13 protein-coding genes are annotated in these 14,638 nt (G+C 43.7%); 8 read left to right on the top strand and 5 right to left on the bottom strand.

All coding sequences use genetic code 11. The annotated features are described in order from the left end of the window. The first annotated feature begins 83 nt into the window (after positions 1-83). The 3 genes from ACXAGK_RS10580 (at position 84) to ACXAGK_RS10570 (ending at position 2,898) form a co-directional block, all read left to right on the top strand. Positions 84-926: an adenylate/guanylate cyclase domain-containing protein gene (locus ACXAGK_RS10580; protein WP_474856216.1), complete on the top strand. Its 843-nt coding sequence runs from the start codon at positions 84-86 to the stop codon at positions 924-926. Positions 927-1,263: 337 nt separating this feature from the next. After that, positions 1,264-2,430: a cupin domain-containing protein gene (locus ACXAGK_RS10575; protein ID WP_474856215.1), complete on the top strand. Its 1,167-nt coding sequence runs from the start codon at positions 1,264-1,266 to the stop codon at positions 2,428-2,430. Positions 2,431-2,439: 9 nt separating this feature from the next. Beyond that, positions 2,440-2,898, top strand: a complete 459-nt coding sequence (locus tag ACXAGK_RS10570; protein WP_474807069.1) for a GNAT family N-acetyltransferase — start codon at positions 2,440-2,442, stop codon at positions 2,896-2,898. A gap of 57 nt (positions 2,899-2,955) precedes the next feature. Here ACXAGK_RS10570 and ACXAGK_RS10565 read toward each other — a convergent pair whose 3' ends face one another. After that, positions 2,956-3,372 carry a DUF4826 family protein gene (locus tag ACXAGK_RS10565; RefSeq protein ID WP_474856214.1) on the bottom strand — a complete coding sequence of 139 codons (417 nt, stop codon included), beginning with the start codon at positions 3,370-3,372 and terminating at the stop codon, positions 2,956-2,958. Positions 3,373-3,788: 416 nt separating this feature from the next. Between ACXAGK_RS10565 and ACXAGK_RS10560 the strand changes: the two genes are divergently transcribed. The 3 genes from ACXAGK_RS10560 to ACXAGK_RS10550 all read left to right on the top strand — a co-directional run bounded on the left by ACXAGK_RS10560 (position 3,789) and on the right by ACXAGK_RS10550 (position 7,124). Further along, complete coding sequence (locus tag ACXAGK_RS10560; RefSeq protein ID WP_179983293.1) at positions 3,789-4,004, top strand: PGPGW domain-containing protein; 216 nt, start codon at positions 3,789-3,791, stop codon at positions 4,002-4,004. A gap of 355 nt (positions 4,005-4,359) precedes the next feature. Further along, entirely contained in the window at positions 4,360-4,866 is a 507-nt protein-coding gene (locus ACXAGK_RS10555) for a (2Fe-2S)-binding protein (protein WP_474856213.1), read from the top strand. After that, a complete protein-coding gene (locus ACXAGK_RS10550) occupies positions 4,863-7,124 on the top strand; it encodes a molybdopterin cofactor-binding domain-containing protein (RefSeq protein WP_474856212.1) in 2,262 nt (753 codons plus the stop codon). The genes ACXAGK_RS10555 and ACXAGK_RS10550 overlap by 4 nt, the downstream gene beginning before the upstream one ends. A gap of 203 nt (positions 7,125-7,327) precedes the next feature. Here ACXAGK_RS10550 and ACXAGK_RS10545 read toward each other — a convergent pair whose 3' ends face one another. Both ACXAGK_RS10545 and ppsA read right to left on the bottom strand, forming a co-directional pair. Next, a complete protein-coding gene (locus ACXAGK_RS10545) occupies positions 7,328-7,477 on the bottom strand; it encodes a hypothetical protein (protein WP_474856211.1) in 150 nt (49 codons plus the stop codon). A gap of 293 nt (positions 7,478-7,770) precedes the next feature. Next, the gene (ppsA, locus tag ACXAGK_RS10540; RefSeq protein ID WP_474807079.1) at positions 7,771-10,143 is read right to left on the bottom strand and encodes a phosphoenolpyruvate synthase; all 2,373 of its coding nucleotides are present in this window, start codon (positions 10,141-10,143) and stop codon (positions 7,771-7,773) included. Between the two features lie 271 nt (positions 10,144-10,414). Here ppsA and ppsR point away from each other — a divergent pair, with 271 nt between their 5' ends. Beyond that, entirely contained in the window at positions 10,415-11,227 is an 813-nt protein-coding gene (gene ppsR, locus ACXAGK_RS10535; protein ID WP_049586695.1) for a posphoenolpyruvate synthetase regulatory kinase/phosphorylase PpsR, read from the top strand. Positions 11,228-11,443: 216 nt separating this feature from the next. On the opposite strand, the gene ACXAGK_RS10530 is transcribed toward ppsR, so the two are convergent. After that, a complete protein-coding gene (locus ACXAGK_RS10530; RefSeq protein ID WP_474807081.1) occupies positions 11,444-11,632 on the bottom strand; it encodes a hypothetical protein in 189 nt (62 codons plus the stop codon). Positions 11,633-12,070: 438 nt separating this feature from the next. Here ACXAGK_RS10530 and ACXAGK_RS10525 point away from each other — a divergent pair, with 438 nt between their 5' ends. Then, entirely contained in the window at positions 12,071-12,535 is a 465-nt protein-coding gene (locus tag ACXAGK_RS10525; protein ID WP_474807083.1) for a hypothetical protein, read from the top strand. 80 nt (positions 12,536-12,615) lie between these two features. On the opposite strand, the gene ACXAGK_RS10520 is transcribed toward ACXAGK_RS10525, so the two are convergent. Further along, positions 12,616-14,604, bottom strand: a complete 1,989-nt coding sequence (locus tag ACXAGK_RS10520) for a sulfotransferase (protein ID WP_474807085.1) — start codon at positions 14,602-14,604, stop codon at positions 12,616-12,618. Positions 14,605-14,638: the final 34 nt, after the last annotated feature.

The raw sequence follows: 14,638 nt of genomic DNA, 5'->3' as shown, positions 1-14,638 counted from the left end.
TAAAAACGCGGTCAAAAGTACCGCGTTTTTTTATACCTACTTTTTATTTAACCGTTAAACGGATATTAATTGGGAGCATGTAGATGGACTTACGCAAAAATAACGATAAAGGTCATGTCACGCCTAGTGAGCAAGGCAGTCTGACTTCAAAGCCCCCTTTCCCGAACCCCTTACGAAATGCTGACCATGTACAAAGCGGTGATAATAAGGCTGTAAGCATAAAACACGAAGTGCAATGCGCCGTTGTCATTTTTTGTGACCTGTCGAATTATCAAGGTTTAGCAAAGCAATACGGTGACACTATGTGCACGGGTATTGTGGAAACGCTATTTAGCCAGTTTGATGAAACAGCATACGATTTAGCGCTCGTGCCCCTAAAAACCAACGGCGATCAATATATTGCCGTGGGGTTTTGCAGTGAACCTAGTTTTGCTAAACCTTACCTCCACAACGCTTATCAACATGAACCTTTTCGGGTACTTCAAGACGTAGCACACTGTGCGATGGATTTTGCCATAAAGGCACGCAATCTTGTTAGTAGCCACACTTTATTGATGTCTTCGTCTTGTCAGCTACGTTCAGGTATTGCCGCCGGTGCTCTACTGACAGGTTACTCTTCTCGCGTATCGTCAGGCTTTGATATCTGGGGAGCAACCGTGAACAAAGCAGCAATGTTAGAACAGTACACCGCTCCTAACACTATTGCGATATGTGAAAAAACTTACCACGCGCTAAACACAGGTAATATAAAAAGTGACCTCCCAGCAACCGAAGGTTCAGTTAAACATTATGAATCTAATAACTGTGGGTCTAATAACGGTAATCAAAGCTCAATTCGGATTTTAACAAATCAAGTGGGCCCACTAGCGCTTTACAACACGAAGATTAAAGTGAAAACGGCAGTATTGAGTGCCTACATCTGCTAGATAGGCACAAGGGTAAAAATACAATTTGAGCAACAAGTATTTATCTTTGCTTTATAATTTTTTTCTTTTTAATGCTCTGTACGCTAGCCTATGTTTATCATCAATACCAACCAATATTCTCGCTAAGCTTTTCAGACAATAAGGTGGCAATCCCTTTTTCAATAATTGATAATGCCGCTTTTACACTATCACCTCGCCTTAGTTCTATTTTTACGCTTTCGTCTATGCTTTGCGCTAACTTGTGCTTTACTCATATGTAAACCGCGCTTTGTGTAATTAGTTTCACTAAGCTTTGCGAGGAAACACCACTAATTTTGGCTTACAAAAAAGAGATGCGATGAGCACCAACGACAATACTTACTTTATTGATGCACAAACAGGTGCAGGTTTTAATGCTGAGACTTTCTTAAAGCATTACTGGCAGCAAAAGCCTGTGGTAATAAAGAATTTTTTTCCAAACTTTGCAGATCCTATAGATGAAAACGACTTGGCAGGGCTCGCACAAGAGTCAGATGTCGACGCTCGAATCATAAGCAATGACCAAGGAAACTGGCACGTTGAACAAGGGCCAATTAGCGACTTCGAAAAAGCATGCAAGGGTAAATGGACGCTACTTGTTCAAGGCGTTGATAAGTATGTACCGGACGTTGCGCCAATCCTTGCCCCTTTTTCTTTTGTTCCTAACTGGCGACTAGACGACCTGATGGTAAGCTTCGCAACAAATGGAGCAGGTGTTGGGGCTCACATCGACCAATACGATGTGTTCCTTGTACAAGGTAAAGGAAAAAGGCGCTGGCGTGTAGGTAAACCTGCAGACTACAAAGAAGTCTGCCCACACCCGAAACTAAGACAAATTGAAGGTTTTGAACCTGTTATTGACGTTATTTGTGAAGCTGGCGATGTAGTATATGTGCCGCCGGGCTGGCCTCATGATGGCGCTACGATTGAAGACAGCCTGACCTACTCAGTGGGCTATCGCGCACCAGACAATCTGCAATTGGCAGAAAGCTTGGCAATGATGCTGGATAAAGGTGATGGAAATTACCGCTTTACCGATGCTGGCAGAACAATACAATCTAGCAGCGCATTAGTGAATGCTAACGATGTTGCAGCACTAAAACAGCACCTGATAGACGCTATTAATAGTGAAGATTTCACTCTTTCTCTTCTAGAAGCCATGAGTGAGCAAGGTGTTCCGGAATTCCCTCTCGACGATGAAGTCACCTTAGAGCAAATTGCAAATGAATTCGCGGCAGGGATTAGCTTTGCTCCTGCGCCCGGTATTCGCGCATTAATTTGTGATGGCAAACGTGGCTTACCGCGCGCTCTTTATGTAAACGGAAGTCAGTTCACTTTTGCGAAAAGTGACCAAGAATGGTTCGAAGTGCTAGCATCGGGTACGGTTTTGAACGCAACATGTTGCCAAGATGCGCCTTCTTTTACATTTTTAGAAACCTTAACTACACTTATTAATAATGGTTATTGGGAATGGGCCGAGGATTAACAGGAAAATATGGCGTTTACGATACAAAACGTCGATTGGGAAAAGGATAAACATCGACTTAAAGCACTTAGGGAACATGTATTTGTTTTAGAGTGGCAAGTACCGGAAGCTAGCGAGTTCGACGAACACGACAGCTCGGCGTGCCATGTGTTGATAGTCAACGATCAAAATGAACCCATTGCTACAGGGCGCTTGACGAAAAAAGGTGAACTTGGCCGTATTGCCGTTAAGCGCTGTCACAGAACACTTCCTGTTTACCGCGCTTTGTTTGGCGCTTTAGTTGCAGCAGCTAAACAAAATAACCTTCCCATAATCAAAGTTATCTGTAATTTGGAAAGCGTGTCGTATCACCAATCTATTGGGTTTAAACCGGACGGAAACGTGTTTATGGACGCGGGCGTTCCCAGACAAAGGCTTCAATGTCCGGCAGAGCGATTTCCTCTGCCAGACGTTACCCAGCTTCACTAGCTTGCTTTTTACCTAGCATAACCCAGCGCGACATAACCTGATTGTAAGCCTTGCTTGTTACGCCCAAAGCTCTGGGGTGTTTTGCATGGCAAACAAATTCTCTGCTCTATTGATTAAGAGTGCACCAAATTCCTTTTGGCTTTCATCAGCGTTTTTAGCGTTAATCAAATTTTCTGCTTTAAGTTGCCAATGCATAGAAAAATGGCGCAGTACTTCTTTCGCATTTTTAGCGTTGTCCACTGAAGTGTAATCAGAAGGTAAGTCGCCACTAATTACCCAGTAAAACTTACCGTCCATTGCTTTAATCTTCCAAACCGCCAAATATGGCATTAAGTAACGGCTATCCTCAGTGATAACAGTGTCAAACAATACACCGTTTTCTGCTAGAAACTTATTTGCTTTTTGAAACTGCTCTCTTACCCAATTCCCGTGTTCTTCTTCACTGATAGGTTGTCTTTCTTGTTGTTCAGCCATAATTGGTCTCTTTCTTATATTTGTTTTTGTTACGCAAAACTTCGTTGCGTGAATTCCTAAGCAATAGTTGCGCTATAGTTTACGGTTTTACACTGATCTTTTTTCAAAGAACCCTGTGGTATAGCGCTAACTATTACTCTGTCTTTGCCCCTTTGTACTGCATTTCCAGCGCGCTTTCCACCGCATTCGGCTTGATCACAAGACTTGGGCCTTTAAACGATTATTTATTCAACAATAGTACGTGGCTTACTTTGTGTTTGCCTTTTAATAACAGCCCTTCAATATTATTTTCTAATGTTGAAATAGGCTTTCCCTCATACTAGACAGGCACAAACATTTACATTTTTATTATTGGCAAACCGTTGAAGTTGGGCGACACTTAAAGACATCAAATATTTTAAGGCGAGTTCAGGCAAATGCGTATACTAAGACTTACTCTGGGAGCAATTTTATTTGTCGGCGGAATTGTGTTAACACTACTTCCTGGCTCTATCCTATTTGTCGTAGCAGGTTTAGTACTGTTGAGTTACGACTGGCCGAGAGCACGTGGCTGGCTTAAGTATAGTCAGCGAACAATGACAATGAGCGCACGCAAAATAGACCGTTTTCTTCTTATGCGAAAGCTTCGATAGCGCTTACCAAAGTTTTTTCTACCCTAATCGCATACTCGCTTCGCTCATTCAACTCACATTCCTCTTACTTCAAAAGAATGTCTGTCGCAATTACTGCGTTATTTTATCGCAGACACTTAACATTTAATCTTATGTAAATGCGTAACGATTAAATGCGTGTTAACGTAATTTAAAATAACAATTGCGAAGCCTTTAATAATAATAGTAGTGGCATATATCTCTGCATGTTCAGCATCTTAGATAGTTCGTATCATCAGGCAATGTAACCGTATAAGTATGAATTTTGTAGTGTGTTCAGATAACACAGTACTGCTTGGGTAGTTCATCTTTATCGCTTACCTATGGAGACAAGACCATGATCACGTTTACCGTTAATGGTAACAAACACGAATTTTCTGGTGACCCATCAACACCAGTGTTGTGGTACCTTCGTGACGAATTAAACCTTACAGGACCTAAGTTTGGCTGTGGTATGGCGCAATGTGGCGCCTGTACTGTCCATATAGACGGCATGGCACAACGCTCTTGCGTATTGCCTGTGTCCGCAGTTCAAGGCAAAAAGATTACGACTATCGAAGGGTTAAGTGAAAACGGCGACCACCCCGTTCAAAAAGCATGGGTAGAACATAAAGTTCCGCAATGCGGATTCTGCCAGTGCGGACAAATTATGCAGGCAGCAAGCCTGTTATCCACCAACCCAACACCGAGCGACGAAGAAATTGTCCAGAATATGTCTGGCAACATCTGCCGTTGCGGCACCTACCCTCGCATACATAAAGCTATTAAGTCAGCGTCGAAGTCAATAAGTGGTACTGCTGGCGTTGGCTACTTTGACCCAAGCAAAGCGGGAGAAGAAGCATGAGTGAGAACACCTATTTCGATATGAATCGTCGCAGCTTTTTAAAATCGACAGCTGCAGCAGGCGCTCTAGTTCTTGGTACTTACTTTATGGGCGGTGCTCCTCGCGCTATGGCAGGCGTGTTGGCTAAGCCAGCAGAAAACGCAAAGCGCGCAAACCTGTTTATTGCACTTCGCCCAGACGGCATGGTTGAAGTTACCTGCCACCGTAGTGAAATGGGTCAGCAAATTCGTACCGCAATTGCTCAAATTGTGGCAGACGAAATGGAAGCGGCTTGGGATAAGGTTATTGTTATTCAGGGCAAAGGCGACCCTAAATACGGTGACCAAAACACCGATGGCTCGCGCAGTATCCGCTTTAATATGCAGCGCCTGCGTGAAATGGGCGCCAGCGTTCGCTATATGATGCAACATGCTGCAGCCAAGCGTTGGGGTGTTGAGCCAAATACCTGTGTTGCTGAGCAACATGTGGTAACCCACACTTCAGGTAAAACCCTTGCCTATAAAGACTTAATTGATGATGCACTGACTATTACGCCGCCAGAAGCAGATAAGCTTACCCTTAAAGATAGAAAAGAATGGCGTTACATTAATACCGGTATGGCGCACATTGACCTTCAAGATATCGTTACCGGCAAAGCCACTTTTGCCGCCGATGTTCGTGAGCCTAAAGCGCTTGTTGCCATTATTGAGCGCCCGCCTGTAGTGGGTGGAAAAGTAAAAAGCTTTAACGCTGACAAGGCTAAAGCAGTAAACGGTGTCGTCGACGTTATAGAAATGCCTGCCCCTAAAGGTGCACCTCAGTTCCAGCCTAAAGGTGGTATTGCAATTATTGCAAACAACACATGGGCGGCGTGGCAAGGCCGCAAGGCACTAGAGGTAACTTGGGACGATGGTGCAAACGGCGACTATAATTCACAAAGCTTTAAAAAGCAGTTGCTTAACACGGTAAATGCGCCACAAGCCCTTGTTAGAGAAAAAGGCGACGCGGTAAGCGTTTTAGAAAAAGCCAGCGACAAGCTTATTGCTGACTACTACGTGCCCCATTTAGCACAAGCCCCCATGGAGCCGCCATGTGCGACTGCCATGTACTACAAAGACCGCGTTGACGTATGGGCTGCAACACAAAATCCACAGGCTGATATGGAAACTGTGGGCGCTATGGTGGGTATGGACAAAGAAAAAATCAATGTTCACGTAACCATGCTAGGCGGCGCATTTGGTCGTAAGTCTAAGCCTGATTTTTCTGCTGAAGCAGCATACCTTTCAATGAAGACGGGCAAACCAATTCGCGTTCAGTGGACCCGTGAAGACGACATTCAACACGGTTTCTATCATGCAGTGTCGGCCCAACATGTCGAAGCGGCGTTAGATGAAAGCGGTAAGATTGACGCATACCTTCACAGAACTGCGTTTTCTCCTATTGCTTCAACCTTCCAAGAAGGTGCAAACGCACCGTTTAGCTTTGAGCTAGATTTGGGCTTTACTGACAACCCTATTCTAACGCCAAATATGAAGTTAGAGCGCGGTGAAGCACCAGCAAAAGCACGTATTGGATGGATGCGTTCTGTATCAAATATCTTTCACGCCTTTGCCGTTCAGTCGTTTATCAATGAAGCGGCGCACAAGGCAGGGAAAGATGCTAAGGATTACCTTTTAGAGGTTATCGGTCCTGACAGAGTTATTGATGTTACCGAGCAAAAAGCCGAATACAACAACTATTGGGGCGATAAATCTGTTTATCCACTAGATACCGGCCGCCTGCGCAATGTCATCGAAAAAGTATCTGATATGGCAGGTTGGGGGCGAGAGATGCCTAAAGGCCGCGGCCTTGGCATAGCAGCGCACCGCAGCTTCTTAACTTATGTAGCTACAGTGGTTGAAGTTGAAGTGTCTGACGCTGGCGATCTCAACGTGATCAAGTCATGGGTAGCGATTGACGCAGGTACTGTAGTTAACACCGATACGGTTAAGAACCAAACTCAAGGTGGCTCGGTTTACGGTATTACGACCGCTATCAGTGACGGTATTACCTTTGATAAAGGTCGCGTACAACAAAGTAACTTCCACAACTACCGTGTACCGCGTATGAGCGATTCACCGCTAGAAGTAGACGTAGAAGTAATCGAAAGTGATGCACCGCCAGCTGGTGTGGGTGAACCTGCAACGCCGGTATATGCGCCAGCTTTGTGTAATGCTATTTTCGCTGCGTGTGGTAAGCGTATTCGTCAGTTGCCTATCGGTAACCAGCTAAAAGCTTAGAAACTTACCTTTACCGCAAAAGGCTTTTTGCGGTAAAGGTGAAGATTGATAGAAAAAAGGGTAATCACCAAATTATGTGATTACCCTTTTTTTGAAAGCAGAACTGAAAGTTTCACTGAAAGTTACCCTGAAAGATTACAAAAGATAGAGCTATTCTTGTAATCAATCAACGCTAGTTCCACTTCTAATTTGAAAGGCAATACTTATTCGTAGTTGCGTTCCATCCACATCAGCTGCATCTTAAGTTCGTTAATTTCTTTTTGAGCTTGCGCCAACTGCTCCACTACTGAGCCAGCCTGCATAACATTTTCTTCGGAATTATTTACTGAAACCGCGCTGTCATTATGTGCCATGAGAATTCAACCAAGTTATTTATTAATGAAAGATTCAAAGTGAAAGTCACTTTGTAATATTACATTTTAAATTACATAAAGTCATGTAAACAATGTTCAAAAGCGCATACTTTTAGGAAATAACCATAGTTTTTTTGAGGAATGTGAAGCTGGCATAAATCTTACTTAAACCGACACGAACTGTTACAGTTGCCCAAACAAAAAAAGAGACCCAAAGGTCTCTTTTTAACTCTTATCTACTGAGCGCTACACTGGCAAGTCACCTTGCAAATATAGAACTCTGCGCTTGTATTTTAGCCATGCTTTTCAGCAAGGTATAGCCATGTCTCGACCACAGTATCAGGGTTAAGCGATACGGAATCGATACCCTCTTCTACTAACCAGGCGGCGAAATCTTCGTGGTCAGATGGGCCTTGACCACAAATGCCCACGTATTTACCGCGTTTCTTCGCAGCTTGGATTGCCATTGAAAGCAGTGCTTTCACCGCTTCGTCACGCTCGTCAAATAAGTGTGCAATAAGGCCGCTGTCGCGATCTAGTCCCAGCGTTAGCTGCGTTAAGTCATTAGAGCCAATTGAGAAACCGTCGAAGATATCCAGGAACTTATCAGCAAGCAATGCGTTTGATGGTAGTTCACACATCATAATAACGCGAAGGCCATTTTCACCTTTCTTAAGACCCTGCTCTTCAAGAAGCTCGATGACCTGACGGCCTTCTTCTAGGGTACGAACAAACGGGATCATGATTTCTACGTTGGTTAAGCCCATCTTGTTTCGAACGCGTTTAATCGCTTCACATTCGAGAGCAAAACAATCGCGGAAGTCTTCAGAAATATAGCGGCTTGCACCACGGAAGCCCAACATTGGGTTTTCTTCGTCTGGCTCGTATTGATAACCGCCTACCAAGTTGAAGTATTCGTTCGATTTGAAATCTGACATACGAACGATAACTTTCTCTGGTGAGAAAGCTGCACCAATGGTTGAAATACCTTCTACCAATTTCTCGATATAGTATTCGGTTGGTGATTCGTAACCTGCGATCATGTCGCTAATTTCTTCTTTCAGCTCTTCAGGCTGGCTGTCGAAATTAAGTAGTGCTTTAGGATGCACACCAATCATACGGTTTATAATGAATTCAAGGCGAGCAAGACCAACACCTGCGTTTGGCAAGCGAGCAAAGTCGAATGCGCGGTCTGGGTTACCCACGTTCATCATCACTTTAAGCGGAAGGTCAGGCATGGCATCAATACGTGATGTCACTACGTCGAACTCTAGTTCGTCGCCATAAATGAAGCCGGTGTCACCTTCAGCGCAAGACACAGTAATCTTGTCGCCATTTTTGATGCTTTCAGTCGCGTTACCACAGCCTACTACCGCAGGAATACCTAACTCACGAGCAATGATTGCCGCGTGACAAGTACGACCGCCACGGTTAGTAACAATGGCAGACGCCTTCTTCATGATAGGTTCCCAGTCAGGGTCTGTCATGTCAGTTACCAGAACATCACCCGCTTGGATTTTGTCCATCTCTTCAATTGAATCAAGTACTTTCGCTACACCAGCACCAATTTTGTGACCAATTGCGCGGCCTTCAACAACGATGTTGCTTTGGCCTTTTAGTTGGAAGCGCTCAATACTTTGTGAGTCTTCACGGCTGCGCACTGTTTCTGGGCGAGCCTGAACAATGTAAAGTTTGCCGTCTGCGCCGTCTTTGGCCCATTCAATGTCCATTGGGCGCTTGTAGTGCTGTTCAATAATTTGTGCCTGCTTAGCAAGCTCCATGACTTCATCGTCGGTTAATGAGAAAGTTTTGCTGTCGGCAGCATCAATATCAACAATAGATACCTGTTTACCGTGAGCTTCATCATCTGAATACACCATCTTAGTAAGCTTGCTGCCTAGGTTACGACGAACGATTGCAGGTAAGCCTTTGTCTAGCGTTGGTTTGTGAACATAGAATTCATCAGGGTTAACCGCACCCTGTACCACCATTTCGCCTAAACCGAATGAACTGGTGATGAATACAACGTCCTCAAAACCAGACTCTGTATCGATAGTAAACATAACGCCCGATGAAGCGATGTCACTGCGCACCATGCGCTGAATACCAGCAGATAGCGCTACACCTTTATGGTCGTAGCCCTGGTGAACACGATAAGAAATAGCGCGGTCGTTAAACAGTGATGCGAATACGTGCTTGATAGCCACCAGCACGGCTTCATAACCTTTAACGTTTAGGAAAGTTTCTTGCTGCCCTGCGAATGACGCGTCAGGCATATCTTCTGCGGTAGCCGAAGAACGCACTGCAAATGATGCTTCTTCACCTGCATCACCTTGAAGCGTGACAAAGGCAGTTTTGATTTCTTCTTCTAATTTGCCTTGAAATGGCGTGTCGATGATCCACTGACGAATGTTTTTACCCGCTTCGGTAAGTGCATTCACATCGTCTACGTCTAGCGAGTCTAAGACTTCGTGGATACGCGCTTCTAGGCCGCTTTGCTCTAGAAACTCATTAAATGCTTCGGCGGTGGTAGCAAAACCACCCGGCACCTGCACACCGGCGTTCGCCAGGTTTGAGATCATCTCGCCTAATGATGCATTTTTGCCGCCTACGCGACCCACATCATGCATGCCCAGTTCTTGATACCAAAGTACGTATTCTTGCACAGCCCAAGCCTCCAGCTTTTTTATGTGTAGGGTATGAGGTTAATTTCAGGTTTGTGCTTTTTATCACCTGAAACTCATCAAATTGTTGTCGATACGTGGCGAAAACCACTGTTAACGCTGTCCATTACGTTTGACAGCAAACCTTTGAAATTTGCCGTCATTCACAAGAACCGTGTAGCTTTTCGACGAAATCATCTTAGAATGGGGAAATTCAGAAAGTAAACCCTTTATTACTTTTGTAATAAAATTACACCAATGTTAAGGATATGTTGTGCGCACAGCTTTTTATATTTCAGATGGTACAGCCATCACCGCAGAGGTCTTTGGCCACGCCCTGCTTTCTCTGTTTCCCGTTTCTTTCAATCACAACACTATTCCTTTCGTTGAAACTGAGGAACAAGCTCACAAAGTTTTGCAGCAAATTTCTGAAAGTTTTCAAGACACCGGAGAAAGGCCGCTCGTTTTTTATACAATTGTGAATGTAGATATTCGCAAGATAATCTCTAAATCCGTAGGCATTAACTATAATTTTCTCGATCAATTTGTCGCGCCACTAGAAAAAGTATTGGGTGTTCCTTCAAAACCAGAAAAACATCGTACACATAGTATCCACGAAACCACCTACGACATTAGAATTGAAGCCGTGAACTACGCGTTGGCTAATGACGATGGTTCTAACCTAAAAGACTACGACGAAGCCGATATCATACTTACCGGGGTATCCCGTTCGGGTAAAACCCCCACAAGCCTTTATTTAGCGCTTCAATACGGAATAAAAGCAGCCAACTACCCTTTCACAGAGGAAGATATGGGCGACATGCTAAAGCTCCCTCCTGCTTTACGTAGATTTAAACATAAGCTTTTCGGGTTAACGATTGCAGCGGATAGACTCCATCAAATACGTTCAGAGCGCCGTGCAAACAGCAAATATGCATCGCTGCCACAATGTCGAATGGAGCTTCGTGAAGTAGAGAACTTATATAGAAAGGAAAAGATCCCGTTTTTGAATAGCACTAAGTATTCAATTGAAGAGATCTCAGCAAAAATACTGGCAGAGACGGGGCTCAAACGTCGTAAATACTAAGCGGGCTTTTAAATTATCAGTAACTTTGTACGAAGCTGCGGTATTTACCCGCTGTGTTTTATAGAGCGCTCTTTTATGTCGCGGCGGTGCCTTTAACTTTTGTAAAGCAACAGGGCACCACATGACCTAGATTCTGGTCTAGTGGAGGCTAACCAGGCAAAAGCGCCCCCTGTCTTTGAGGTATTGCGTGGCCTTTTATCATTTACTATTGAAGCGTCATTTTTTGTTGCTTTCTACCCATTCTTCAAGAGCTACACCTGGGTCTTCTTCACCTGCAACAGATGATGCATAAGGGCTCGCAGCTTCTGCATCCTGATGTGAAACGTCCGCTTTACTATCAGATTGGTTTTCTTCATCTGAAGACAACGTCGTTTTTTCTCGTGAACTTTTTTCTTTTGCTTTCATGCCTCTTATCAACTCCTCTACATATAGATAAAAACTTTAAAACGGTAGCAACGGCTGTTGAATTAAAGACTCCCTCGGCCCTGCGGTAGCAGCAATATACTGAAATACATCAATATTAGCTGTGTAACGTCATTCATGACCAAACCTTCCACAATAAGTCTAAGCATTTAAGATGTACGAGCTTAAAAACTCGACATCAGATAACGTTGTAACGGTGAAGACAGAAGATTAGATTAGGAATGATTACCATTTTTTAATGTCTAACAGATAACAGCTTGTCTTATTGGAAAAGTTAAAGTTATGCAGTCGGCAGGTCTAAGCGCTTACTGATAGAAAATGACTATCACGGATAAACAGTTACAATTCATCAATTTATCGATATTGTAAACAAATCAATTGATACAATATAACATTACACATCGTCTTAGGAGAAATAACATGTTCACAGAAGAAATGGTTCATAGCGCACTACAAACTTGGTGCGACAATGTAGTAGCGGTAGGTAAAGTGCACGCTGAAGGTGGCGATGTAAAAGCATTCGCTTCACAAGTGCTGTCAGATAACTACGACTACGATAATGGAAAAGTACTCTTTAAACCTACGCTTACTTTCGGCTCGCAAACATTTCGCCCAACTAAAGAAGGCGCGTTATCTTATTTCGTAGGCGGTAATAGCGACTATCCAAACGATAATGGCTTTAAATTGAAGCCATGGGTGAAGGTTTGGTACAGCAAAGAAGACTTTATTTTGAATGGTGAACTTGCCATTGTTCAGTGTAACGTACACTTTATCGGCGAAGACGACAGCCATATCTTCGTAAACAAGAGCTTTGTTTTCAAACAATGTGAAGACGGAAAAATTCGCATTATCCTTCATCAATCTTCTCTACCTTATCAGCCTTAAAAGGTGGTTGATACGCTTTAACTAATTCATAAAAAGTCATGGCTTAAAGGCAGCCATGACTTTTTATTTTCGGCTATCCATCAAGTATTTGTCTGCGACGTATCTCTACCGAGCGCTTGTTTAAGCTCAGCTAAATAGTTTTCGAAAGGTTTCCACTGCCCCATACCTGTTTTGTATATAGGTTGGCGAACCTGCTCAGAGCTTGGAGTCTTAATCACACGTTTGGTTTGGTGAAACGCTAAGCATGATTCCTCAAAGTCTAACCCACAAAAATCTAGAATGCGTTTAACCTGCCCTTCCAAATCATCCAGAACATCTTCGTGCTGTACAGTTAGAATTTCCCTGGGCATTACACTATGCCAATGATCCATAAGCTGTTCATAAGCATTATAGTAACGGCCAATATCGTCAAGTGAATAGCTGAACTCTTGCCCTTCACCGAATAACTGTTTGAAGCCACTAAAACAGCAGTCCATTGGGTTTCTGCGTGCATCAATAATTTTGGCGTTAGGCAGTATCTTTTTAATTAAGCCTATGTGAATGAAGTTATTAGGCATTTTATCAATGAAAAATGCCGCGCCCTGTCTGTACGCTTTCGTCTGCTGAATATATTGCTCACCTAGTTTTAACAGTGTTTCTTCATCTAATGCTGATACATTTAATGGGTAAGGCGTAGTCTGATGACTAAGTGACGACGCTATCCCTAATATGTCATGCAGTTCCATCGTACCGTCCACTTGAGAGTGCGACGCGAGGATTTGCTCTAGTAGGGTTGAACCAGCCCGAGGAAGGCCAACAATAAAAATAGGAGCGGACTCCTGGCAGCCTTGCGCTTTGTCAAAGCTTTCCTTTGTAAAAGCCTGCTTCTGAGCCTGCAATGCCTTCTCAGTTTTAGCAATATCAAACTGTAGCGTACGCCTTTTAAGACTGTTGCCCCGTGCGTAGTACTTAAACGCGCGGGAGGCATTTGCTCTGTCTTCAAATCCCTTTCCTAAAGCAAAGCAAATATGAATTTCATCATCCAATTTTGTCGCATCAGCATCTACCAGCGCGACCATTTGCCTGAGCAGGTCATCACTAAATCGATAGGTTTTTGTGTTCGCTAAGCTCCAGTATGCATCGCCAAAGTCCTTTTCAAATACAATGGCTTTCTCATACGCCTGTATCGCATCGTCAATATCACCTTTTGCTTTTAGGGCATGCCCAAGTGCTACCCAAACTGCAGGCCTATCCTCGCTTTCTTTTAATAACTCTTTATAAAGGTCAATGGCTTGCTCTAACTCACCAATACCAACCAGCGCGTGCGCCAAGCCTACTTTTACAGTGAAGTTATCTGGTGATTGTCTGAGTCGCTTGTTCGCAACAGCCGCGGCATCAGGAAATTTACCCAGTTTAGATAACAGGTTTTGGTAGGCCGCGGCAGCTCTGTCATTTTCAGGGTAGAGAGTTACACAGCTTTCTAATAGGAATTCAGCGTCGCTATATACTTTCAATTGAATCCCAATTTCGGCAAGTAACATCATTGCTTCAGGGTGATGCTCATGACTAGCTAGAAATTGTCGGCATACTTGTTCAGCTTTGTGCAATTGCCCTTCGTGCATTAGATCTGTCGCACCTAATAACGGCTTGGGCAAAGATGTTAGAAATGCAATTTGCTGCTGACAAAGCGCTAGTGCTTGTGTTTGAGCATCTGCTTTGTACACTTTTTCAAGCTGAAGCCATGCCGTTAATAACGCTGGGTTGAATCGTGTTGCCTGATAAAAACTATGCGCAGCCTTTTTGCGATCAGAAGCCAAGTAACAGTAACCCTGTTCTTGGTAAGCCCGGGCGTAATTTGGGAAGTATGCAATGAGTTCATTTAACGTTTCGATGGCGCTGCTTACATCAGCCAATAGACGGTATGCTACCGCTTTTAAATATAGCACCTCTTTGAGGGTGTTTTGGCTTACCCCCAACGGGTCTTTAGCCCGTCGAAGTATATCGTTGCATCCAGAAATGACGGCCTGATGCTGTGATTGCATAAGCCCTTGCTTTAACTGCTGTATTTCTTTTTGTTCTTCTTGTGTCATTAAAAACGCCTGTTTTTAAATTAGCGTAAAAACA

This window comes from Alteromonas sp. ABM1_013, from assembly GCF_056160505.1.
This window is presented reverse-complemented; position numbering and strand designations above follow the sequence as displayed.